The organism is Hypericibacter terrae (assembly GCF_008728855.1).
Lineage (GTDB): Bacteria > Pseudomonadota > Alphaproteobacteria > Dongiales > Dongiaceae > Hypericibacter > Hypericibacter terrae.
In genome coordinates this window covers 3535590-3557538 of the sequence record NZ_CP042906.1, presented here as the reverse complement: position 1 = coordinate 3557538, position 21949 = coordinate 3535590, and the positions used below count along the sequence as shown (strand labels likewise).

The 21949-nt window shown below is 66.7% G+C and carries 16 protein-coding genes; 7 read left to right on the top strand and 9 right to left on the bottom strand.

Going from position 1 to position 21949, the window contains the following annotated elements:
• Positions 1-83 precede the first annotated feature (83 nt).
• From FRZ44_RS16125 to FRZ44_RS16110, 4 genes are all read right to left on the bottom strand, one after another.
• Entirely contained in the window at positions 84-2054 is a 1971-nt protein-coding gene (locus FRZ44_RS16125) for an LTA synthase family protein (protein WP_151178150.1), read from the bottom strand.
• A gap of 330 nt (positions 2055-2384) precedes the next feature.
• Positions 2385-3371: a hopanoid-associated sugar epimerase gene (gene hpnA / locus FRZ44_RS16120; RefSeq protein ID WP_151178149.1), complete on the bottom strand. Its 987-nt coding sequence runs from the start codon at positions 3369-3371 to the stop codon at positions 2385-2387.
• A 102-nt stretch (positions 3372-3473) separates the two neighbouring features.
• Complete coding sequence (gene cueR / locus FRZ44_RS16115; protein WP_151178148.1) at positions 3474-3869, bottom strand: Cu(I)-responsive transcriptional regulator; 396 nt, start codon at positions 3867-3869, stop codon at positions 3474-3476.
• A 6-nt stretch (positions 3870-3875) separates the two neighbouring features.
• Entirely contained in the window at positions 3876-6041 is a 2166-nt protein-coding gene (locus FRZ44_RS16110) for a heavy metal translocating P-type ATPase (protein ID WP_151178147.1), read from the bottom strand.
• 292 nt (positions 6042-6333) lie between these two features.
• On the opposite strand from FRZ44_RS16110, the gene FRZ44_RS16105 reads away from it, so the two are divergent.
• From FRZ44_RS16105 to FRZ44_RS16095, 3 genes are all read left to right on the top strand, one after another.
• The gene (locus FRZ44_RS16105) at positions 6334-6534 is read left to right on the top strand and encodes a heavy-metal-associated domain-containing protein (RefSeq protein ID WP_151178146.1); all 201 of its coding nucleotides are present in this window, start codon (positions 6334-6336) and stop codon (positions 6532-6534) included.
• A 215-nt stretch (positions 6535-6749) separates the two neighbouring features.
• Positions 6750-8495 carry a glycosyltransferase family 4 protein gene (locus FRZ44_RS16100; protein ID WP_151178145.1) on the top strand — a complete coding sequence of 582 codons (1746 nt, stop codon included), beginning with the start codon at positions 6750-6752 and terminating at the stop codon, positions 8493-8495.
• A 38-nt stretch (positions 8496-8533) separates the two neighbouring features.
• Entirely contained in the window at positions 8534-9166 is a 633-nt protein-coding gene (locus tag FRZ44_RS16095; RefSeq protein ID WP_151178144.1) for a LysE family translocator, read from the top strand.
• 25 nt (positions 9167-9191) lie between these two features.
• Here the strand turns inward: FRZ44_RS16095 and FRZ44_RS16090 are convergent, their stop codons facing one another.
• The 5 genes from FRZ44_RS16090 to rfbC form a co-directional block, all read right to left on the bottom strand.
• Positions 9192-9689, bottom strand: a complete 498-nt coding sequence (locus FRZ44_RS16090; protein WP_151178143.1) for a tetratricopeptide repeat protein — start codon at positions 9687-9689, stop codon at positions 9192-9194.
• The gene (gene rfbA, locus FRZ44_RS16085; protein WP_151178142.1) at positions 9689-10570 is read right to left on the bottom strand and encodes a glucose-1-phosphate thymidylyltransferase RfbA; all 882 of its coding nucleotides are present in this window, start codon (positions 10568-10570) and stop codon (positions 9689-9691) included. The genes FRZ44_RS16090 and rfbA overlap by 1 nt, the downstream gene beginning before the upstream one ends.
• The gene (gene rfbD, locus FRZ44_RS16080) at positions 10567-11475 is read right to left on the bottom strand and encodes a dTDP-4-dehydrorhamnose reductase (protein ID WP_151178141.1); all 909 of its coding nucleotides are present in this window, start codon (positions 11473-11475) and stop codon (positions 10567-10569) included. The genes rfbA and rfbD overlap by 4 nt, the downstream gene beginning before the upstream one ends.
• Positions 11476-11493: 18 nt before the next feature.
• Positions 11494-12576 (bottom strand): dTDP-glucose 4,6-dehydratase, encoded by a 1083-nt coding sequence (gene rfbB, locus FRZ44_RS16075; RefSeq protein WP_151180324.1) that lies wholly within the window; start codon positions 12574-12576, stop codon positions 11494-11496.
• A 125-nt stretch (positions 12577-12701) separates the two neighbouring features.
• Positions 12702-13265: a dTDP-4-dehydrorhamnose 3,5-epimerase gene (gene rfbC / locus FRZ44_RS16070; protein ID WP_151178140.1), complete on the bottom strand. Its 564-nt coding sequence runs from the start codon at positions 13263-13265 to the stop codon at positions 12702-12704.
• A 257-nt stretch (positions 13266-13522) separates the two neighbouring features.
• Between rfbC and FRZ44_RS16065 the strand changes: the two genes are divergently transcribed.
• From FRZ44_RS16065 to FRZ44_RS16050, 4 genes are all read left to right on the top strand, one after another.
• Positions 13523-15631 carry an O-linked N-acetylglucosamine transferase, SPINDLY family protein gene (locus FRZ44_RS16065; RefSeq protein ID WP_191908128.1) on the top strand — a complete coding sequence of 703 codons (2109 nt, stop codon included), beginning with the start codon at positions 13523-13525 and terminating at the stop codon, positions 15629-15631.
• A gap of 293 nt (positions 15632-15924) precedes the next feature.
• Positions 15925-17094, top strand: a complete 1170-nt coding sequence (sucC, locus tag FRZ44_RS16060; protein ID WP_151178138.1) for an ADP-forming succinate--CoA ligase subunit beta — start codon at positions 15925-15927, stop codon at positions 17092-17094.
• Positions 17095-17097: 3 nt separating this feature from the next.
• Positions 17098-17982, top strand: coding sequence for a succinate--CoA ligase subunit alpha (gene sucD, locus FRZ44_RS16055; RefSeq protein ID WP_151178137.1), 885 nt, complete (start codon positions 17098-17100; stop codon positions 17980-17982).
• 210 nt (positions 17983-18192) lie between these two features.
• Positions 18193-21750, top strand: a complete 3558-nt coding sequence (locus tag FRZ44_RS16050; protein WP_191908127.1) for a calcium-binding protein — start codon at positions 18193-18195, stop codon at positions 21748-21750.
• Positions 21751-21949: the final 199 nt, after the last annotated feature.

Here is a 21949-nt window from a genome sequence, read left to right as displayed (position 1 = left end):
GCGCCCCTTGGACGGCGAGCAGTTGAATGGCTTTTGAGTGACTCGGCAAGGGTATCTGCGGAGCCACGGGGCCGAAAGATTCGTCAGTCGCTCTGCGTCTGGCGTTGCACGACATGGACCGCGCCGGAGGGCATCGATTCATCGACCAGCGAGGTGTCGGCGTCGCTTTCGGGGGTCGAGGTCGCGATCTCGACCGGCGGCAGGTCGGGTTTCGCCACCGGCAGCGGGGCAAAGGAGCGGCGCGGCTGGTCGAGCGCGCCCAAGGCATAGGCCTTGCCTTCGAACATGTCGCGCTCGAGCAGCTCGATCGAGGCCAGCCAGTCGGCGGCGCGACGGCATTCAGGGTCGCTGTCCCCGTCGCGACAGACCTCGGCCACCTCGCGCCCGCGATAGACCAGGGTCGCTTCAGGCAGCGGACGGTAGAGGCGGTCCCCCGGCGTCCGCGACAGGTCGAACAATGTCTTCTGCGAGTTGCCGACGAGATCCATCACCAGCCGCGGCAGCTCGAACATCGGCACCGACCCGACACGCAAGGGCCCGCGCTTGCCGTCGATCACCAGCAGCGGCGTCGCATCGGAGACGCCATACTGGTCCGCGGTGAAATCGCCGAAGCGGTCGGCCAGCAGGCCCGATTCCACATAGCCGCCGAATTTGGCGCCCAGGGTCGGCAGATGGTCGCCGAAAGCGATGACAATCGCTTCGGGGTCGGTGGCGGTGATGCGCTCGATCTCGTCGGCCAGCTCGCGCGACTTGTGCCGGATCACGCTGCCATAGCGCTGCACCAGCTCGTTCGGGGATTGGGCGGTGAGCACGGCCGGGTGCGTCTCGCCCAGGTCGTAGGACCAGTGCCCGTAATAGGTCATCACATAGCTCAAGGTCGGCCGATCGTCCCTCTCGCGGTCGAGCCTGGCCGCGACCTGCCGATAGAGGGAACGGTCCGACAGGAAGGGGCCGGTCAGATCGTCGAGATCGAAATCCTTCACCGACCAGAATTTCTCGAAGCCGGCATGGCGGTAGGCGTTCTGCCGGTTCCAGAAGCCCGGGCCGTTGGGATGCGAGGCGACAGTGCGGTAACCCAGCTGGCCCAGCACCTGGGGCAGGCAGGGCAGATCGTTGTCGAAGCCACTCTCGAACTTCACGGTGAAATCATGGACCGGGAAGCCGCAGAGGAACTCGAACTCGGCATTGGCGGTCTGGCCGCCGAAGGCGGGGCTGAGCGCGGTCGATTTGCCGGCCAGCTCCCACAGTGCCTCGAAGCGCGGATCGAACGGCGGCTCGCTATAGCCGGCCTTGGTCAGCTGTGAGGGATCCCAGAAGCTCTCGAGCACCATCACATAGATGTTGCGGGGCTTGGCTGGCACGGCGAGGTTGCCGAACCAGGGCTGTGCCAGCCTCAGGGTCGCGGCGGCCAGCGCCTCGGCGCGGGTGGGCCCCGGGTGACGGCTGGCGAGCTCGCGCGCGATCTCCTGCAGGCTGTGCAGGGCAGCACCACGCCACACATAGTTCTCGCGCTGGTCCCAGGTGGTGTTGCCGAAGCGCTCATCCATCGCCGCGACGAGGGGTGCCGGCGCCAACACCGGAATTGCGAAGAGCAGAGCCAGGCCGGCCAACCCCAGTTTGGCGCCGAGGCCGCGCCAGGTGAGGTTGACGAGGATCAGCCCGGCCAGGAGCGCGAGCGGCAGGCAGAGGGCGACCCAGCCCAGCGGTCCCAGCACTTCGATCAGCGCCGGAAAGGAATCCATGTCGTCCGGCATCATCGGCCGGCCGAGCAGTGCGATTTTCAGCGGATTGCCGATCCACAAGGCCGCGACCAGCAGGGTCTGGATCGCAAGGAAGATCCAGACGCGGCGCGAGACCAGGAACAGGAACCACGAGAACGCGAGCAGCAACCCGCCGTCCCACAGCATGCGGCTGCGCACGATGCGGATCTCGAACAGCCATTGTGCAAGGCCGTCGGCGAGAAGATAGAGCAGCAGGGTGGAGACGACCGGAATCCACCAGCGCGAGCGCGCGAAGCGAAGTCCAAGACCGGATATCGGGGCGGAAAGTGGCATCCGGCGGCTCGGCTGTGCGGTCAACTGACGCTGAAATGAAACCTGTCCGTAGCAACAAGTTCATAAAGCAGAGTTGGTCGGCGCACCAGCCATTCGAAAGGAGGATGTTCCTGGCGTTGGGCCTCCCGCAAAAATTCGAGCAATTACAATTTGTTGAAGCGCAGATTGGCCCGACATCGGCGCATCGCCGGGAGCGGTGCTGCGTTCGAGCACTAACGGAGACCGCAGGTCAGCGGCTGGATGGATCGAGCGCTGCGCCTAGGAATGGGACGACATCGTTCCTATCGAGGCGATGGGCGTCACATCTGGCGAGGCCGTCTCAACGAAGGATCATCGGACATAGCCATGCTCGCGGAACCAGACGATCGCGTCCGCGATCGCCTCGCGCGCGGGCCGCGGGCGGTAGCCCAATTCCTGGATCGCACGCTCGCTGCTGAAGAACATGGTCTTGCGCGCGAGCTTCACCGCCTCGCGGGTCGCGAAAGGCTCGGTCCCGGTGGCCCGGGCCCAGAGCTCGGCCAACCCTGCGATCGGCATTACCAGCCCATGCCTCAGCTTCACGCGCGGCGGCGGACGATCGGTCAATTCGGCCACCGTCGCCAGGATGCTGGCGAGGCTCAGATTCTCCGAACCCAGAATGTAGCCGCGGCCGGTGCGCCCTCGTTCGAGCGCCAGGACATGGCCTTCGGCGACATCGTCGACATGGACGACATTGAGGCCGGTGTCGACATAGGCCGGCATCCGCCCCTTGGCGGCATCGACCACCATCTTGCCGGTCGGCGTCGGCTTGATGTCGCGCGGGCCGATTGGAGTCGAAGGATGGGTGATGATCACGGGCAGGCCTTCCGCGATCATGGCGCGCACGACGACTTCGGCGGCATGCTTCGATTGCTTGTAGGCGCCGACCATATCGGCGGCGCTGCCGACGTCCTCCTCATGGGCGGGGCTGTTGTCCGGTCGCGGCAGGAGTGTAGCGACACTGCTGGTATAGACGATGCGCCGCACGCCAGTTTCGCCCGCGGCCTGCATCAGCGCCCGCGTGCCCTCGACGTTGGCCTTGAACATGGAGGCCGGATCGGGAACCCAGAGCCGATAATCGGCCGCCACATGAAAAAGCGTGTCGCAGCCCTTGACGGCCGCGGCGAGCGAGGCGGGGTCCATCAGATCGCCGGCGACGATCTCGACACGGAGATCCTCGAGGTTGCGGCGATCGGCGGCCGGTCGCACCAGCACGCGCACGGTCTCGCCACGGGCGAGCAGCTTGTGAGCCAGCGCCGAGCCGACGAAACCCGTGGCACCCGTTATCAGCGTCGTCATGGCAGCGAGGTCCGCCAAGCAGGAAAGCGAGTCGTTTGGGGGCCCACTATCGCGTTCCCGGACCCCGGAGGCCAGCCGCTTGATAGTACGCGCGCTCCATGTTCAGGGCTTGGTTGCCAGGTCGTCGATGATCGGACAGTCCGGTCGATGGTCGCCGTGGCAATGGCGAGCCAGATGGTCGAGTGTGCGCCGCATGGCCTCGAGCTCGGCGATCTTCTCGTCGAGCTCCTCGATATGGCGCAGGGCCAGCGATTTGACCTCGGCGCTGGCGCGTTTGCGGTCACGCCAGAGCTGCAGCAGCTTCGCGGTCTGCTCCAGCGAAAACCCCAGATGGCGCGCACGCCGGACGAAACTCAGGGTGTGGACGTCGTTGTCGGTGTAATGCCGGTAGCCGGCCTCGGAGCGGGCCGAGGGCCGAACCAGCCCGATTGCGTCATAATGTCGGATCATCTTGGCCGAGATGCCGCTTTCCCGTGCCGCTTCGCCGATCGTTTTCATCGGGTGTTACTCCTCGATATCGGGGCGCCAGCGGCCCAATAGCAGCGCATTGGCAACCACACTGACGCTGGAGAGGGCCATGGCGGCGCCTGCGGCGACAGGCCCCAGCAGGCCGAAGGCCGCCAGCGGAATGCCCAGCAGATTGTAGACGAAGGCCCAGAACAGGTTTTGCCTGATCTTCGCGTAAGTTCGCCGCGACAGGGCGATCGCGGCGACGGCAAGGCGCGGATCGCCTCGCATCAGGGTGATGCCGGCGGCGTTGAGCGCGATATCGCTGCCGCTCGCCATGGCGAAGCCGATATCGGCCGCCGCCAGGGCCGGTGCATCGTTGATGCCGTCGCCGACCATCGCCACGACGCGATGCGGCCCCTTGAGGCGGGCGAGGGCTGCCACCTTGTCGGCGGGCAACAGTTCGGCCTCGACCTGGCCGATGCCGATGGCCTGCGCCACCGCCTGGGCTGCCGCTGCATTGTCGCCGGTGAGCATGACGGTTTGAATGCCGGCGCGGGTCAGAGCGGCCACGGCGTCGCGGGCCTCGGGTCGGATCGGATCGGCGAATCCCAGCGCGCCGACGAGTGTCGCCGGCCGGCCAGCGGCCTCGGCCTGCGCCAGATAGGAGAGGCTGCGGCCCGGCGCATCGACACGCGCCGCGATCCGAGCGAGCGTTCCCTCGTCGATGCCGGTTTCCTTCATCAGGCGCCGGCTGCCCAGCAGCAAGACCTGGCCCTCGACCTTGCCGGCCACGCCGCGGCCGGGGAGCGCCTGAACCTGCTCGGCCGACGGCAGGTGGAGTTGCCGGAATTGCGCGGCCGCGGTCACCGCCCGCGCGAGAGGATGCTGGCTCGCGGCCTGCAGCGCTGCGGCGAGGCGCAGCAGCGAGCTCTCGTCGCCGTCGAACGACGCCAGGGCCGCCAGCTCCGGGTGACCTTCGGTCAGCGTCCCGGTCTTGTCGAAAGCGACGGTGGTGACGGCATGGGCGCGCTCCAGCGCTTCGCCGTCGCGGATCAGGATGCCGTGGCGCGCGCCGACGCCGGAACCCACCACCACGGCCGTCGGCGTCGCCAGGCCCAAGGCGCAGGGGCAGGCGATGACCAGCACCGTCACCGCGTTGACGATGCCCGCGACCGGATCGCCGGCGCCCAGCCACCAACCGAAGAACGTGGCGATGCCGATCGCCAGCACGATGGGGACGAAGACCGCGCTGACACGGTCGACCAGACGCTCGATCGGCGCCTTGCCGGCTTCGGCGGATTCGACCAGCCGGATGATGCGGGCGAGAAGCGTGTCCGTGCCGATGCGGAGGGTCTCGACCAGCAGCACGCCCTCGCCATTGATCGCGCCGGTCGCGACCTCGTCGCCCGGATGGCGTTCGACCGGCAGGCTCTCTCCGGTCAGGAGCGATTGATCGAGGCTGCTGGCCCCTTCGACGATCCGGCCATCGACGGGAACCTGCTCGCCCGGCCGGATCTGCACGCGATCGCCCGGCCGGATCTCGGCCGCCGGCAGTTCCACGAAGGCGCCGCCGCGCCAGACGCGCGCCGTCTCGGGCCGCAGCGCCGTCAGGGCGCGGATGGCGGCGAGCGTGCGCCGCTTGGCCCGGCTCTCGAGCCACTTGCCGAGCCGCACCAGCGTCACGACCAGGGCCGACGCCTCGAAATAGAGATGCGGCGCCATGCCCGCGGGCGCCGTCGCCATCAGATAGAGACTGAGACCGAAAGCGGCGCTGCTGCCGATCGACACCAGGAGATCCATATTGCCGGTGCGGGCCTTGAGTGCGCGCCAGGCGGCGCCATAGAAGCGCGCACCGAGCCCGAACTGGATGGGAGCGGCCAGCAGCAGCTGGATCCAGTCCGGGATCATCATGTGCTGGCCGAAGAGCTGCAGTCCCATCTGCACCAGAAAGGGCAGGCAGGCGAGCCCGGCGAGGGCGAGCTTGATGCGTTCGGCGCCATCCTGCGGCGGCTGCGCCGCCGGAGGGTGGGCGACGTCGATCAGCCGCGCCTCGTAGCCGGCATCGGTCACGGCATCGATCAACGCCTCCGGTCGGGGCGCCTGTCCGGCCGCGAACCGGACCCGCGCATGCTCGCTCGCGAGGTTGACCTCGGCCTTGACCACGCCCGGGACCGCCTTGAGGGCCCGTTCGACCCGGCCGGCACAGGTCGCACAGCTCATGCCGCCGATCTCGAGGGCGACCTCCCCGCCCTCGGCCGGGTCGCGGTCGGCCTTATTTTCTTCATATTTTTCAAATAAGTGAGATTTCCCCGGGGCGAGCGCGTCGGGGCCCAGGGCGGTCAGAGCGAGGTCTGGCGAGAGCGGCGGGTTGGTTTCCATGCCACACCAGATGAGGGTTCCCATCATGGGAAGGTCAAGCCCGCGCTGCCGGCATGGCCGGGTTGTGACCCCGGCGACTTGACCCATTGGTTCATTCGGCCGACAGATTGAAGCGGGGAAAGGGAGTGTTGCTATGCGATTCCGAGTTTCCGGCATGAGTTGCGAGGGTTGTGCCCAAGCGGTGACGCGGGCGATCCGGAAGGCGGCGCCGGATGCCAAAGTCGACATCGATCTGGCCAGCGGTGAAGTGACGGTCGACGGCCGCGTCGCCGAATGCGCCGTCGCCGCCGCGATCCAGAAGGCCGGCTACACGAATGAGGGCCGGCTGGATTGAGAGAGGTCTCGAACCTCCGTCCTTCCATTCTCTCCAGCGCCTTCACGATCAACCAGACCTGACCGAAAGTCCGTCGCCCGCATCGGATCGGCCGTCGGCCGTTGCCGGTTGCGTGGGCGCTTCCTACACTCTGGCGCCGGTCGGGGAGTCGGGAGACGCTCCAGGCGGGCACTCCGGCCCTTCGGGTCCCTTTGCCAACGATCGAGACCCCGCCCATGACGCCCTCCGACCCGAAGACCTCGGCCGCGGCCTCGCCCGCGGCCCGAACGCACGGATCCAACAGCCCCGCCAACGCCGCCTTCGTCTATGCCGGCGGCAATTACAGCACGGCCCAGCACAAGCTGATGGGCCGCATGTCGGCCAGCGAGAATTTCCTCAAGGGCTTCGCGCGCCATAGCGGCGTCGACCGCTTCTATTGCTACGCCATGCGCCAGCAGGATCTCGAGGACTTCACGCGCCGCGTCCAGGAGATCGCGGGCGCCGACAAGCCGGTGACGCTGGTGCCGCCGCTCGATCTCGCGGTCGTCGGCGAGCCAGGCTGCCTCTACCGGCCCGGACCCAATATCGGCTATTTCGCGTGGCAGCGGCGCGTCGCCGACCAGCGCCGTTTCAGCGTCTGCGGCGTCACCCACACCACGGCCGAGCATGTGGTGATGGATGGCCTCGCCGAGGCGGTCGCGGGCCCCACCCAGGCTTGGGACGCGCTGGTCTGCACCTCGAGCCAGGTTCGGACGATGGTCGAGCGGCTGGTCGATCAATGGAGCCACTATCTCAGCCGGCGCTTCGGCGGGAAGGATGTGCGGGCACCCTTCAAGCTGCCAACGATTCCGCTGGGCGTCGATTGCGAAGGCTTCGCGCCGACGCCGCAGCGCCAGCGCGACGGCCAGGCGCTTCGCCAGAAGCTCGGCATCGCGCCCGATGATGTCGTCGTCCTCTTCGTCGGCCGGCTGACGCATGTCGAGAAGGCCAATCCGCTGCCGATGTATCTGGCGCTGGAAGCGGCCGCCCGGCGCACCAAGAAGAAGCTGCATCTGCTGCAGGCCGGCTGGTACGCCGCGCCCGAGATCGAGAAGATCTTCGTCGAGTCGGCCCAGCGCCTGATGCCCTCGGTGCGCTACCACCATGTCGATGCGCGCGAGCCGGAATATCGCTGGAGCGCCTGGTATGCGGGCGACATCTTCACCTCGCTCTCGGACAACATCCAGGAGACCTTCGGCCTGACGCCCATCGAGGCGCAGGCCGCGGGGCTGCCGGTCGTGGTCAGCGACTGGGACGGCTATCGCGACACGGTCGTCGACGGCGAAGTCGGTTTCGCCGCGCCGACCTTCATGCCGCCGCCGGGAACCGGCGCCGATCTCGGGCTGCGCTATGCCACGGCGGTCGACAGCTATGGCCGCTATTGCATGACGACGGCGCAGAGCATCTCGGTCGATGTCGAGTTCTGCGCCCGGTCCTATCTGAAGCTGATCGAGGATCCGGCGCTGCGAAAGCGCATGGGGGCCGCCGGGCTGGCCAACGCACAGTCGAAGTTCGACTGGCGCGTGGTGGTCGGTGCCTATCAGACTCTGTGGCAGGAGCTGGCCGAGCTGCGCCGCAGCGCCCCGGAATCCGTAGTGCCGGAGGCCGACCGGCCGGCCCATCCCTTGCGCGACGATCCCTTCAGCTTGTTTTCCTCCTATCCAACCGGATTCGTCGATGGCGATACGGTCGCGACCGCCGCTGCTGGCGGCAATCGGCAGCATCTGGCGGAACTGCGGACCATCCCGCTCGCCAATCTGATGCCGGGCCTGCTGCTGCCCGAGCCCGAGCTGGTGAAGCTGCTGGAACTGGTCGCGAAGTCGCCCGCGTCGGTCGCGACGCTGCTCGCCACCGCGCCGGAGCCCCGGCGCAACCAGGCTCGCCGCAGCCTGGGCTGGCTGGCGAAGATCGGTCTCGTGCGTTTCACCAAGCCCTCGGCGTGAGCTGACGGCGGCACGATCTTCCAGAACGCGAGGCCGAGATGATCGACAGCGTTTCCTTCCTCTTCTTCCTCGTCGCGGCCCTGGTCATCGCGCTGACGCCGGGCCCGGGTATTCTCTATGTGGCGGCACGAACGCTGTCCGGCGGACGTGGCGAGGGTTTCGCCTCCGTGCTGGGCACCGGTCTTGGCGGCTTCGTCCATGTCGCGGCGGGGGCACTCGGCGTATCGGCGCTGGTGCTGGCGAGTGCCGAGGCCTTCACGCTGCTGAAATTCCTGGGCGCGCTCTATCTGATCTATCTCGGCATCAAGACCTGGCGGGCCGCGAAGCTGGCGCCGGACCTTGTCGCCATCGCGCCCTCCGGCGCGCGCCGCGCCTTTCGCGAAGGCGTGCTGGTCGAGGCGCTCAATCCCAAGACCGCGGCGTTCTTCCTGGCCTTCATTCCGCAATTCGTGGATCCGCATCGCGGCGGCGTTGCGCTGCAGTTCGCGGCGCTGGGGCTGATCTCGGTGCTTCTGAACACGGCCGTGGACGCCGTCGTGGTGCAGGGCGCGACATCGCTGCGGTCGAGGCTGCTGCGCCGGCCTCAGATCGTCCGCCGCCTGCGCCAGACGGCCGGCGGCATCATGTGCCTGCTGGGATTGTCGCTGGCGCTGACGCGCCGTCCGGGCTGATCCTGCGTCGCGGGCTTGCGACCCTCTAAGGCTCGCCAGGCTTCCAGGCGTCGATCAGATGCTGCGCCATGTCGAGCTGCTCGTTGCTCATCTGCTGTCGCATCGCGTCGATCGCCATCAGGATCCGGCTGCGGTCGGGCCCCTGGGCAAAGCGGGTCGAGGCGAGGGTCAGCCATTTGACGGCTTCAACCTGATCCTTGGGCACGCCCTGGCCGAGCTGATACATCACGCCGAGGCCGAGCATCGCATCGGGATTGCTCTTCGCGGCCGCTTTGCGATACCACTTCAGGGCCTCGCCGTAATTGGCGGCGCCGACCAGGCCATATTGATAGATGCCGGCGACCTGCACCTGGGCCAGCGCATTGCCCTTCTCAGCTTCGGGCTTCAGCTCCGAAAGGGCGCGGAAATAGTCGCCCTTCTGGTAATAGGCCATGCCCTCGTCATAGCCGGCCTGGGCGGCGCCTGCGATGGCAATCGCGCCGGCCAGACAGAGGGCCGCGACGGCGGTTCTCGCGCGGCGCATCAAGGCATCTCCTCGGCGGCGACGATCTCGAGGTAGCGGCCATATTTCGTGTTCTTCAACTCGCCCGCGAGCTTCAGCAACTGCCGCTTGTCGATGAAGCCCTTGCGATAGGCGATCTCCTCGATGCAGGCGATCTTGAGACCTTGGCGCTGCTCCATGATGCGCACGAAGCTCGCCGCCTCGATCAGCGAATCATGGGTGCCGGTGTCGAGCCAGGCATAGCCCCGCCCCATCTTCTCGACATGAAGCCGTCCGGCGGTCAGATAGGCGCCGTTGACGTCGGTGATCTCCAGCTCGCCGCGCGCCGAGGGGCGGATGCGGCGCGCGATCTCGACCACCGCCGGATCGTAGAAATAGAGCCCGGTCACCGCCCAGTTGGAACGGGTCTGCTTGGGCTTCTCGACGATCGACTGGGCGCTGCCATGGGCGTCGAACTCGACCACGCCGTAGCGTTCCGGGTCGTCGACCCAATAGGCGAAGACGGTGGCGCCCTGGTCGCGTGCGTTGGCATGTTCCAGCAACTCGGTCAGGCCATGGCCGAAGAAGAGATTGTCGCCCAGCACCAGCGCGCTCGGGCTCTCGCCGACGAAATCGGCGCCGATGAGGAAGGCCTGCGCCAGCCCTTCGGGGCGCGGCTGCTCGGCATAGCTGATATCGAGGCCCCAGCGCGCGCCATTGCCGAACAGGGCGCGGAAGCCCGGCAGGTCGCGCGGCGTGCTGATGAGCAGGATTTCGCGGATGCCCGCATGCATGAGGGTCGCCAGCGGGTAATAGACCATCGGCTTGTCGTAGATCGGCAGCAGCTGCTTGCTGATGGCGTGGGTGACGGGATAGAGCCGCGTCCCGCTGCCGCCGGCCAGGATGATGCCTTTTCGCGTCATATCAGATCCTTCGTTCCGCCCGCGGCCATGATCTCGGAGAGGCATTCCGCCATGCTCGTTTCCCAGGCGCTCGGCAGGATACCGTAAACCGCGCCGATGCGTCCGCAATCCAGCACGGCATTGGCCGGGCGGCGCGCCGGCAAGGGGTAGGCGCTGGTGGGGATGGGCGTCAGGCGGGGCACCTTGTGCCCATGGGCGGCGAGCCAGTCGAAGATGAATTTCGCCTGGCCGAATCGCGTCGTCGAGCCGGTATTGCAGAAATGGAAGGTGCCATGGCCGTCGCTCTTGCCCGCGGCGAGCGCGGCGGCGATCTCGACGATCGCGCGCGCCGCATCGGCCGCGGCGGTCGGCGAGCCGTGCTGATCGTCGATGATCCTCAGTTCCGTCCGCTCGGCGCCCAATCGCAGCATGGTCCTGACGAAGCTGCCCTCGCCGAAGGGGCTGTAGACCCAGGCGGTGCGCAGGATCACATGGCGCTCGATCCGTTCCCGCACGGCGCGTTCCCCAGCTTCCTTGCTGGCGCCATAAACCGACACCGGTCCGACCGGATCCTCCTCGCGGTAGGGCGTCGGCTTGGTGCCGTCGAACACATAGTCGGTCGAGATGTGGATCAGGGCAGCGCCGCAGTCAGCGGCGCCCTCGGCCAGGGCCGCGGCACCGTCGCGATTGAGCCGATAGGCGAGGTCGGGTTCCGACTCGGCCTTGTCGACCGCGGTGTAGGCCGCAGCGTTGATCACGATATCGGCGCCGCTCCGCGCCACTTCCCGGATCGTCCGCGCCGGGTCCATGAGGTCCAGGCTGTCGCGCCCGCGGCATTCGAGCGCAAAGCCGCCCGGCAGGGGCGCGCTCGCCAGCGCGCGCGCGATCTGCCCCGAACGTCCGGCGACCAGGATGCGCTGGGCCATGAGAAGCGTCCGACCCGCTCAGCTCTGGGGGATCAGGCCGGCCGGCTGGTCGGTTTCGGAAGTGAGGCCCAGCCTTTCGCCGCGATAGACGCCCGAGCGGATCCGCTCCCACCAGCGGCGATTGTCGAGATACCAGCGCACGGTCTTTTCGAGACCGCTGTCGAAATTCTCGCGCGCCCGCCAGCCGAGCTCCTGCTTGATCTTGGTGGCGTCGATCGCATAGCGCATGTCGTGGCCCGGGCGGTCGGAGACGAACTCGATCAGCTCCTCATGGCGCCGGCCCGGCACCAGGCGATCGAGAATGGCGCAGAGCTTGCGCACCACGTCGATATTCTTCCATTCGGCATCGCCGCCGACATTGTATTTCTCGCCGGTCCGGCCTCGCGTCACCACCAGCCAGAGGGCGCGGGCATGGTCCTCGACATAGAGCCAGTCGCGCCGATTCTCGCCCTTGCCATAGACCGGCAGCTTCTTGCCCTCGAGCGCGTTGATGATCATCAGGGGGATGAGCTTCTCCGGGAACTGGCAGGGTCCGTAATTATTGGAGCAGTTGCTGATGACGACCGGCAGCCCGTAGGTGTGGTGCCAGGCTCGGGCCAGATGATCGGCCGCGGCCTTGCTGGCGGAATAGGGCGAGTTGGGCTGATAGGGCGACTCCTCCTCGAACAGACCCTCCGCTCCCAGCGATCCATAGACCTCGTCGGTCGAGACGTTGTGGAAACGGAATCGGGCCCGCTTCGGCTCCTCCAGCTCGCGCCAGTAGCGCCGGGCGGTCTCGAGCAGGACATAGGTGCCGCGGATATTGGTGTCGATGAAGGGAGCGGGACCGTCGATCGAACGGTCGACATGGGACTCGGCCGCCAGATGCATGATCGCGTCGGGGCGATGTTGGCGAAAGGCGGACTCCATCGAGGCGGCGTCGCAGATGTCGGCCTTCAGCAGCCGGAACCGCGCGCTGTCGCGCACGTCGCTCAGCGATTCCAGGTTGGCCGCATAGGTGAGCTTGTCCACCACCAGCAGGTCGGCATTGGTCTCGTGGACCAGATAGCGGCACAGCGCGGACCCGATGAAGCCGGCGCCTCCGGTAACGATGATCCGCATCCCCGTCATGCTCGATGGCCTCTCACGCTCAATTGTCGCCGTCCGTTATCGGTCCGCCGGTAATTCCATCGGTAACGAAATCGAAATGGCTCGCGCGGGAATATTCGCGGCGAGCGCGGTCAGGCTCAGTCGGTATAGCGAAACGGGAGGTCCGTATCCGCGAGAAAGGGCAGTTTTGCATCTTTTTCCGACAAGACCGCTGAAGCTTCCTTAACGGGCCAGTCGATTCCGAGGCTTGGATCGTTCCAATTGATGCCAGAATCATGGGGGGCCGAGTAGGGAGTCGACACCTTGTAGAAGACCAGGCTGTCGGGCTCGAGCGTGCAGAAGCCGTGGGCGAAGCCCGCCGGGACCAGCATCTGGTTGCCGCGATCGCCGCTCAGCTCGGCGGCGACATGCTGGCGATAGGTCGGCGATCCGCGGCGCAGATCGACGGCCACGTCGAAGATCCGGCCCCGAATCACGCCCACGAGCTTGGCCTGGGCGGCCGGCGGGAGCTGGAAATGGAGGCCCCGGAGCGTGCCGGCCTGGGTCGAGAGCGAGAGATTGTCCTGGCAGAAATCGAGATCGAGCCCGGCTTGCTTCAGCTTATCGCGGTTGAACCATTCGGCGAAAAAGCCTCGGCGATCGGCAAAGCGGGGCGCGGTCAGAATCTTGACGCCGGAGATCGCTGTATCTTCGATTTGCATCGACTCGGGTTCGATTGGGGTTAAGAAGCATGGGGTGGCGAGAACGCCCGCCCGACATTAGCATGGCGTGCCGGCCCAACGGCAAGTTCGAGGGTCATCTTGTCTGACGCGTGCCGGCGACGGGACCCGCAGCCGAAGCGGCCCAGGCTCGAGGGATTATGACCACCGACAAGCGCAAACGAGGCGCGAAGAAGGCCGGTAAAGCGCCTGCAGCCCAAAAGTCGGTCCGCAAGCCCGCGGCAAAGGCCGCCGCGCGCATGCCGGACGCCGCATCGGAGGCGGCGTCCGCGCCGGTGCGCATGCGACCGACAGCCGGAAGGCGCAATCCCGCCGATGCGGCGCAGCTCGGCCTCGAGCTCATCACGTCGGCGCCCGCCGTCGCCGCCGTGATGGTCGCACCGGGCAGTCCCGAGGCCGAGCATGCGCAGCGGATCAAGACGGCCGTCGACGAGTTACAGGCCGGTAATCTCGAAGCCGCCGGCGCCATTCTCGAACCGATGCTTGCTGCACGGGCCGAGGACTTCGAGACCCTGCATGCGGGCGCGGTGCTGCGGCTGAGACTCGGCCGCTTTTCCGAAGCCCTGGAATTGATGCAGAAGGCCGTCACGAAGAATCCGGGCGACGCCCAGGCGCAACAGAACCTGGGCGCGATGCTGGCGCGACAAGGACGGCTCGAGGAAGCCGCCACCTATTTCACGCGTGCGATCGCCATCGACCCGCGGAATGTGTCCGCGCAGACAAATCTCGGCCTGATCTATCAGAGCCGCGGTCAGATCGAGGCCGCCACGGCCTGCTACAAGAAGGCGATCGCCGTCGACCCCGGCATGGCCGAGGGGCATAGCCGGCTGGCGGCGGCCCTGAAGGATGTGGGCGATCTGCCCGGCGCCATCGCGTCGGCGCGCCGGGCGCTCGAGCTGCGGCCCAACTATCCCGAGGCGCTGGGCAACCTCATTCATTATCTCCAGCATGTGTGCGACTGGCGCGACCTGCCGGCGCTGGAGGCGAAGCTCGATCAATTGACCGGACCCGCGCTGATGCGGGGGACCAAATCCGGCGAAACGCCGCTGCTGTCGATCGTCCGCTCGGCCGACCCGGTGCGCAATCTGCGAGTCGCCCGTGCCGCGTCGAAGGATCTGCTCGCCAGCATGGCGAGCCTCAACATGCATTTCCCCCATGACCGGCGGCGGGGCCCGCGCAAGAAACTTACCATCGGCTATCTCAGCGGCGACTTCCGCAATCATCCGGTGGCCCATCTCGTGCGCGGCTTGTTCCAGCGTCATGACCGCAGCCGGTTCCGGGTGATCGGCTATTCCTACGGTCCGGATGACGGCAGCGTCTATCGCAGCCATATCGCCGCCAGCTGCGATCTCTTCGTCGATCTGCGCAGCACGGGTACCGCGGCCGGTGCGCGGCGGATCTATGAGGACGGTGTCGATATCCTGATCGAGATCACGGGCTATGTGGCGGGGCACCGCCTCGACATCCCGGCCCTTCGTCCGGCACCGCTGCAGGTGAGCTGGCTGGGTTTTCCGGGCTCGACCGGCGCCGGTTTCTTCGATTATGCGATCGTCGATCAGACCGTCCTGCCGCAGTCCCAGGCCACGTCGTTCTCGGAACGGCTGATCTGGATGCCGCATTCCTATCAGATCAACGATTCCGGTCAGGCGATCTCGGCCAAGACCTTCCGGCGCGCCGACTTCCATCTGCCCGAGAACGGATTCGTGTTCTGCTGCTTCAACAACACCTACAAGATCGAGCCGAAAATGTTCGATCTGTGGATGCGCCTGCTGAAGGCGGTGCCGGGCTCGGTGTTGTGGCTGCTGCGCTCCAATGCGCAGGCCGAGGAGAATCTCAAGCGCGAGGCGGTGGCGCGGGGTGTCGCGCCCGAGCGGCTGCTGTTCGACGGCAAGCTGCCCAAGGATCAGCATCTGGCGCGCCTGGCGCTCGCCGATCTGGCGCTCGACACGCTCATCTATAACGGCCATACGACCTCCAGCGACGCGCTCTGGGCGGGCGTGCCGGTTGTGGGATTTTCGGGCACCCATTTCGCCAATCGGGTCTCCGCCAGCCTGCTGACCAATCTCGGCCTGCAGGAGCTGATCGCCCACAATCTCGAGCGCTATGAAGCGCTGGTGCTGGAACTCGTGCGCGACCCGGCGCGGTTGCGGGGCATCAGGCGCACGCTGGCGGAGCGTCGCATGCGCTGGCCCTTGTTCGACACGGACCGTTTCGTGCGCAATCTCGAGGCGGCCCTGATCGGCATCTGGAATCTCCACGAGGCCAACAAGCCGCCGTCGCCCATCGTGGTCGCGGATCGCGATCCGATGGAATCCGCGCCTTTCGCGCCGATCCCGCCGGCCTCCTGAGCACCGAAGCCGCAGCACTTTCGCCCGCATCGGCGCGGTGATCGGGTCGACATTTCGTCCTAGGGTAAACGATATCCGACAGCTCCCGGCCCTGTCGCGCGCAGTCTCGCCTGCGTCGCAATGTCCGATGCCGCGGCGCAACGCTCTCGCATAGCATCGATCCCACGAGTGCCCCTGACAGAGATCCGGGGGTTTCCCATGACATCGCTGAACCGCCGAGACGGCGCCGACCTGCAGACACGCAGGTTCCGCCGATATTGCTGGACGTCACGCCGAGCAAGGGGAACCGCGCCATGAACATCCACGAATATCAGGCCAAGCAGTTGCTGCGTCGCTACGGCGTGCCGGTACCGCGCGGCGACGTTGCGCATACGCCGCAGGAGGCCGAGGCCGTGGCCGAGGAGCTCGACGGTCCTGTCTGGGTGGTCAAGGCGCAGATCCATGCCGGCGGCCGCGGCAAGGCGGGTGGCGTCAAGATCTGCCGCTCGGTCAAGGAGGTCGTGGCGATCGCCGACCGGATGCTGGGCATGCGCCTCGTCACGCATCAGACCGGCCCCGAGGGCAAGGAGGTCAAGCGCGTCTATATCGAGCAGGGCAGCGACATCGCGCGCGAGCTCTATCTCGCGCTGCTGATCGACCGGCGCACGGGCGGCATCATGGTGATCGCCTCGACCGAGGGCGGCATGGATATCGAGGAGGTCGCCGCCAGGACGCCGGAGAAGATCGTGCGGGTGGCGTTGCCGCCGGCGGCCGACATGCAGGGCTTCCATGCGCGCAAGGTGGCCTTCGCGCTCGGCCTCAAGGAGCGCGAGGTCCACAAGCTGGTCCGCCTCCTGCTGTCGCTGCATCGCGCCTTCGTCGAGCTCGATGCCGGCATGATCGAGATCAATCCGCTGGTGGTGACCAGCGCGAACAAGCTGGTGGCGCTCGACGCCAAGATGAGCTTCGACGACAACGCGCTGTTCCGCCATCGCGACATCGAGGAGCTGCGCGACGACGACGAGTACGATCCGCTCGAGCGCGAGGCGCAGCGTCACGACCTCAACTATGTGAAGCTCGCCGGCGACATCGGCTGCATGGTCAACGGCGCGGGCCTCGCCATGGCGACCATGGACATCATCAAGCTCAATGGCGGGCGCCCCGCCAACTTCATGGATATCGCCGGCGCCGCCACCAAGGAGCGCGTGGCGACCGCCTTCCGCCTGATCTATTCCGATCCGGAGGTGAAGGGAATCCTGGTCAACGTGTTCGGCGGCATGATGCGCTGCAATGCCATCGCCGCGGGCATCGTGGGGGCGGCGCGCGAGGTCGGGCTCGACCGGCCGCTGGTGGTGCGTCTCGAAGGCACCAATGTCGAGCTGGGCCGCGAGATCCTGAGCAAGTCGGGCTTGAACATCATCCCGGCGACGACCTTGGCCGACGCGGCGCAGAAGATCGTCGCCGCCGTCGAGGGAGGGCGCTGAGCCATGGCCATCCTCGTCACGCCGGAGACCAAGGTCATCTGCCAGGGCTTTACCGGCACGCAAGGCACCTTCCACTCGCAGCAGGCGATCGAGTACGGCACCCGGATGGTCGGCGGCGTCACGCCCGGTCGCGGCGGCTCCTCGCATCTGGGCCTGCCGGTCTTCAACACGGTCATGGAGGCGGTGGCGCGCACCGGCGCCACGGCCAGCGCGGTCTATGTGCCGCCGGCCTATGCCGCCGATGCCATTCTCGAGGCGATCGATGCCGGGATCGCGATCGTGGTCGCCATCACCGACGGCATCCCGGTCCAGGACATGGCGCGGGTCAAGCGCGAGGCCTCGCGCTCGAAGTCGCGCGTGATCGGCCCCAATTGTCCGGGGCTCATCACGCCGGGCCAGCCCGGCGGCTGCAAGATCGGCATCATGCCGGGCTATATCCACCGGCCGGGCCGGATCGGCATCGTCTCGCGCTCGGGCACGCTTTCTTATGAGGCGGCGACCCAGACCACGGCGGCGGGCCTCGGCCAGTCGACCCTGGTCGGCATCGGCGGCGATCCCGTGAACGGCACCAATTTCGTCGATTGCCTCGAGCTCTTCATGGCCGATCCGGGGACCGACGCCGTGATCATGATCGGCGAGATCGGCGGCACGCCCGAAGTCGATGCCGCCGAGTTCCTCAAGCGCGAGAAGCACAGGAAGCCGGTCGTGGGATTCATCGCGGGCTTGAGCGCGCCGCCCGGCCGCCGCATGGGCCATGCCGGCGCCATCGTCACGCAAGGCGGGGAGACCGCCGCCGCGAAGATCGAGGCGCTGCAATCGGCGGGCGTGCTGGTCTCACCGTCGCCCGGCGAACTCGGCGCCACCATGCTGCGCGCGCTCAAGGCGTGAACGCCTGTGGTAATTGATTGCCACACCAACAACGATAGCGCGCGATTTGTGACAAAAGACGGTCATCGCGCCGAAACGCTCGATTGACATGACAATGCGGTTGAACGCGGCGGCAATCGATCGCTAGCGTTTCAACCGACGCGCGAATGGCGATTTCATCGCCCACCGAAGGCCCAGGTGCGATGCGCGTCGGCAACGATGGGGCCGATCATGACAATCCGCACGACGAACTCGTTCGACGATGGCGTTCTGCTGAGCAATGTTCCTGGCGCACCCTTGCTGCTGGGATTGGCCAGTTCGGCAGCGCTGGCACCCGATGCGGTCATTCGCGGCGGTGCGCCCGACGATTCCCTGCCTGGAACCGACGGCAATGACGAAATCCATGGCGGCGGCGGCAACGACACGCTCGATGGCCTTGCGGGCCCCGATTCCCTCTTCGGCGAAGTCGGAAACGACAGCGTGATCGGTGGCATCGGCAACGACTTCCTCACCGGCGGGAACGGAAACGACACTCTGGACGGCGGCAACGGCATCGATCAGCTGTTCGGCGGCGGCGGTAGCGACTTTATCCGGGGCGGAGATGGCAACGACAAAATTATCGTTGATACAAGCGACAATCAGACAAGAGAAAATATCGCGGATGGCGGCAATGGCGACGACTGGATGACGGGCGGACCGGGCGATGACAGCATGGTCGGCGGCGACGGCAACGACCTGATCATCGGCGGGGATGGCACCAACACGCTGGAAGGCGGTGCAGGCGACGACACGCTCTCTGGCGGACTTAGTTTCTTTACTGTGAACCTCATCGATGGCGGTGCTGGCAGTGATTTCATCAGTGGTGATCTGGGTCCCGACACGATCGAGGCCGGCACGGGCGCCGACAGCATCCTCGCCAACTTCGGTAATGACGTCGTCGCCGGCGACGATGGCAACGATACGATTGATGGGGGAGGCGGCAACGACGCACTCGAAGGCGACAATGGCAACGATTCGATTCTAGGGGACGATGGCCACGACATCCTGAGCGGCGGCAACGGCAACGATACGATCGGTGGCGGCGACGGCAATGACACGCTCTTTGGTGAAAACGGCAACGATTCCCTGTGGGCCGGAGCTGGCGATGATTCCATGGTCGGCGGCGGCGGCAACGATACGCTCGATGGCGGTGCGGGTGCTGATTCCCTTTCGGGTGCCACAGGAAATGATTCGCTCAATGGCGGCGCCGGCGACGACACGCTCACCGGCGGCGCACTTCTGGATACCCTCTTCGGTGCCGCCGGTAACGACCGGATGCAGGGGAACCAAGGCAGCGACTTCCTCAGCGGCGGGAGCGGGAACGACACGCTCGATGGCGGCAACGGCAGCAACCAGCTCTTTGGCGGTGCCGGCGACGACCTGCTTGTCTTGAATGGGCTGAACGATACCTGCAACGGCGGCAGCGGCATCGATGCGCTAGCGATAGCGGCGAGCATCAATTTCACCGGTTTCAACGAAAAGACGAGCGGAATCGAAGGGCTCGATCTTCGCAGCGGCGGCGCGAATTCGGTCATCTTGAACGCGGCCGACCTGAGCAGCTTCGGGGGCACCACCGGAGAAAGCGTCGATGGGCATGCGGTCGATCTCGTCGTCCGCGGCGATGGCGCTTTAGATACGGTGCTGCTGCAGCCTACGTGCGATGCATCTTTCGGCGCGGTCGCTCTCGATGTGACGCTGAACGACCCCGCCTATGGCGGCAGCGGCGTGCATTACGACGTCTATAGCGACGGCACCCGCTATGTCGCTGTCGAACAAGGCGTGACGGTCCAAGGCGCGGTGTCCGTGCAAGGTCTGGCCTTCGCGGCGCTGGACCTGGACCAGACGTTGCAAGGCGGGGCGCAGAACGATCTGCTGACGGGCGGCGACGGCAACGACGTCATCCATGGCGGCAGCGGCGACGATACCCTGATCGGCAACGCGGGCATCGACACGCTCTTCGGCGACGGCGGCAATGACAGTGTCGGCGGCGGCGATGACAGCGACCGGCTCCTGGGTTGGACTGGGAACGACACGCTCATCGGCGGCGCCGGCAATGAAAGCATCTATGGCGAGAACGGCGACGATCTGCTCGACGGCGGTGACGACAACGATACGGTGCGCGGCGACAATGGCGACGACCGGATCTATGGCGAAGGCGGCGTCGACAGTCTGATCGGCGGCGACGGAAACGACAGCATCGACGGCGGCAGCGGCGCCAACACGATCACGGGCGGCCTCGGCGACGACACGCTCTATGCCGGGGATGGCAGTTCCGGGAACCTCCTCGATGCCGGCAACGGCAACGATCTCCTACTGGGCGGCCCCGGCTACGACATTCTCTGGGGCGGCGATGGCGCCGACACCCTCGTCGGCGGCATGGGCAGCAATCCCATGTATGGCGGCGACGGCGACGACACCGTGACCGGCGGTCGCGGCGACGACATTCTCAGCGGCGACAACGGCAACGACACGCTCTCCGCCGGCGATGGCGCCGACATCGTCACGGGCGGCAGCGGCGACGATTGGATGGATTGCGGCGCCGGGAACGACTTCGTTCTCGGGGGGTCCGGCGACGACACCGTTCTGGGCGGCGACGGCGACGACACCGTCTATCGCGAGGGCGGCGACGGCCTCGGCGGCGCCTGGATCGACGCCGGCAATGGCGACGACTTCGTCTGGGCCGGCGCCGGTCCCGATTTCCTCGAGGGCGCCGATGGCATCGACACGGTGAGCTATGTGTACTCGTTCCATGGCGTGTCGGTTCGCCTGACGGAAACCCTGTCCGATCCCCTCGCAGGCGTGGGTGGCGACGCGCAAGGCGACACGCTGCATGGCTTCGAGGGCCTGATCGGATCGCAATATGCCGACACGCTGACCGGCGACACGCACGACAATATTCTCCAGGGGCAGAATGGCACCGATCTGCTGCAGGGCCTTGCCGGCGCGGACAGCCTCGACGGCGACAACAACAACGACACCCTTTATGGCGACGAGGGCGACGACAGCCTGAACGGCGACAATGGCAATGACCGGCTCGACGGCGGCAACGGCGCCGACCGGCTCGACGGCGACGGCGGCAACGACACGCTCGAAGGCGGCAACGGCGGCGATGTTCTGTTGGGCGACGACGGCAATGATTCGCTCAATGGCCGCGCGGGCGAGGATACGCTCGAAGGGGGCCTCGGCGGGGACAGCCTCTATGGCGCCGCCGGCAACGATCAGCTGCAGGGAAACGAAGGCAATGACTTCCTCAGCGGCGGCGATGGCAACGACACGCTCGACGGCGGCAACAGCATCGACCAGCTCTTCGGCGGTGGCGGGGACGATGAATTGGTGTTCTCCGGCCCCGGCGATACCTATAACGGTGGAATTGGCCTCGATGCGCTGTCGGTCACGCAGGATGTCAACTTCACGGGGTTCAGCGAGGAGACTTCGGGCATCGAGATGCTCGACCTGCGTGGCGCCGGCGCCAACGCCGTCACCCTGAACGCCGCCGATGTGCTGAGTTTTGGCGGCAGCACCGGCGAGACCGTCGACGGAAACGCCCTCGATCTGGTCGTCCGCGGCGACACGGGCGGCGCCGGCGACACCGTCAATCTCCAGCAGACCGGCGGCACGCATTTCGCTCTCGAGGCGAACGGTGTGGCTCTGTCGGACGCGGCCTACGGCGGGGCCGGCACTCTCTACGACGTCTATGGCGACGGCTCGCACGAGGTCGCCGTTGAGCAGGGCGTCACGGTGACGACCTGATCGCTCCCCCGCCCTCGATCGTGGTGAGGAGCGAGGCGAATCGCGGATGACATGGCTGCAAGGTCTCGCCTCGCGATGTAATGGTGGTGAGGCGCTGCGGACATCGCCGTTGTGGCAAAAAGCGGACGCAGCGGGAGCGCAAAAGGGATAGCGCCTTGGTCGCCGGTGGCAAATTCGGGACCTATCACCCCGTTATGTC

What these genes read in the sequence shown, in the direction of transcription:
- rfbB (WP_151180324.1), bottom strand. Translation starts at nt 12,576, where the DNA reads ATGCGGATCATCGTTACCGGAGGCGCCGGCTTCATCGGGTCCGCGCTG.
- rfbA (WP_151178142.1), bottom strand. Translation starts at nt 10,570, where the DNA reads ATGACGCGAAAAGGCATCATCCTGGCCGGCGGCAGCGGGACGCGGCTC.
- FRZ44_RS16125 (WP_151178150.1), bottom strand. Translation starts at nt 2,054, where the DNA reads ATGCCACTTTCCGCCCCGATATCCGGTCTTGGACTTCGCTTCGCGCGC.
- FRZ44_RS16105 (WP_151178146.1), top strand. Translation starts at nt 6,334, where the DNA reads ATGCGATTCCGAGTTTCCGGCATGAGTTGCGAGGGTTGTGCCCAAGCG.
- sucD (WP_151178137.1), top strand. Translation starts at nt 17,098, where the DNA reads ATGGCCATCCTCGTCACGCCGGAGACCAAGGTCATCTGCCAGGGCTTT.
- sucC (WP_151178138.1), top strand. Translation starts at nt 15,925, where the DNA reads ATGAACATCCACGAATATCAGGCCAAGCAGTTGCTGCGTCGCTACGGC.
- rfbC (WP_151178140.1), bottom strand. Translation starts at nt 13,265, where the DNA reads ATGCAAATCGAAGATACAGCGATCTCCGGCGTCAAGATTCTGACCGCG.
- FRZ44_RS16100 (WP_151178145.1), top strand. Translation starts at nt 6,750, where the DNA reads ATGACGCCCTCCGACCCGAAGACCTCGGCCGCGGCCTCGCCCGCGGCC.
- FRZ44_RS16095 (WP_151178144.1), top strand. Translation starts at nt 8,534, where the DNA reads ATGATCGACAGCGTTTCCTTCCTCTTCTTCCTCGTCGCGGCCCTGGTC.
- FRZ44_RS16050 (WP_191908127.1), top strand. Translation starts at nt 18,193, where the DNA reads ATGACAATCCGCACGACGAACTCGTTCGACGATGGCGTTCTGCTGAGC.
- cueR (WP_151178148.1), bottom strand. Translation starts at nt 3,869, where the DNA reads ATGAAAACGATCGGCGAAGCGGCACGGGAAAGCGGCATCTCGGCCAAG.
- FRZ44_RS16110 (WP_151178147.1), bottom strand. Translation starts at nt 6,041, where the DNA reads ATGAGCTGTGCGACCTGTGCCGGCCGGGTCGAACGGGCCCTCAAGGCG.
- FRZ44_RS16065 (WP_191908128.1), top strand. Translation starts at nt 13,523, where the DNA reads ATGCCGGACGCCGCATCGGAGGCGGCGTCCGCGCCGGTGCGCATGCGA.
- hpnA (WP_151178149.1), bottom strand. Translation starts at nt 3,371, where the DNA reads ATGACGACGCTGATAACGGGTGCCACGGGTTTCGTCGGCTCGGCGCTG.
- FRZ44_RS16090 (WP_151178143.1), bottom strand. Translation starts at nt 9,689, where the DNA reads ATGCGCCGCGCGAGAACCGCCGTCGCGGCCCTCTGTCTGGCCGGCGCG.
- rfbD (WP_151178141.1), bottom strand. Translation starts at nt 11,475, where the DNA reads ATGGCCCAGCGCATCCTGGTCGCCGGACGTTCGGGGCAGATCGCGCGC.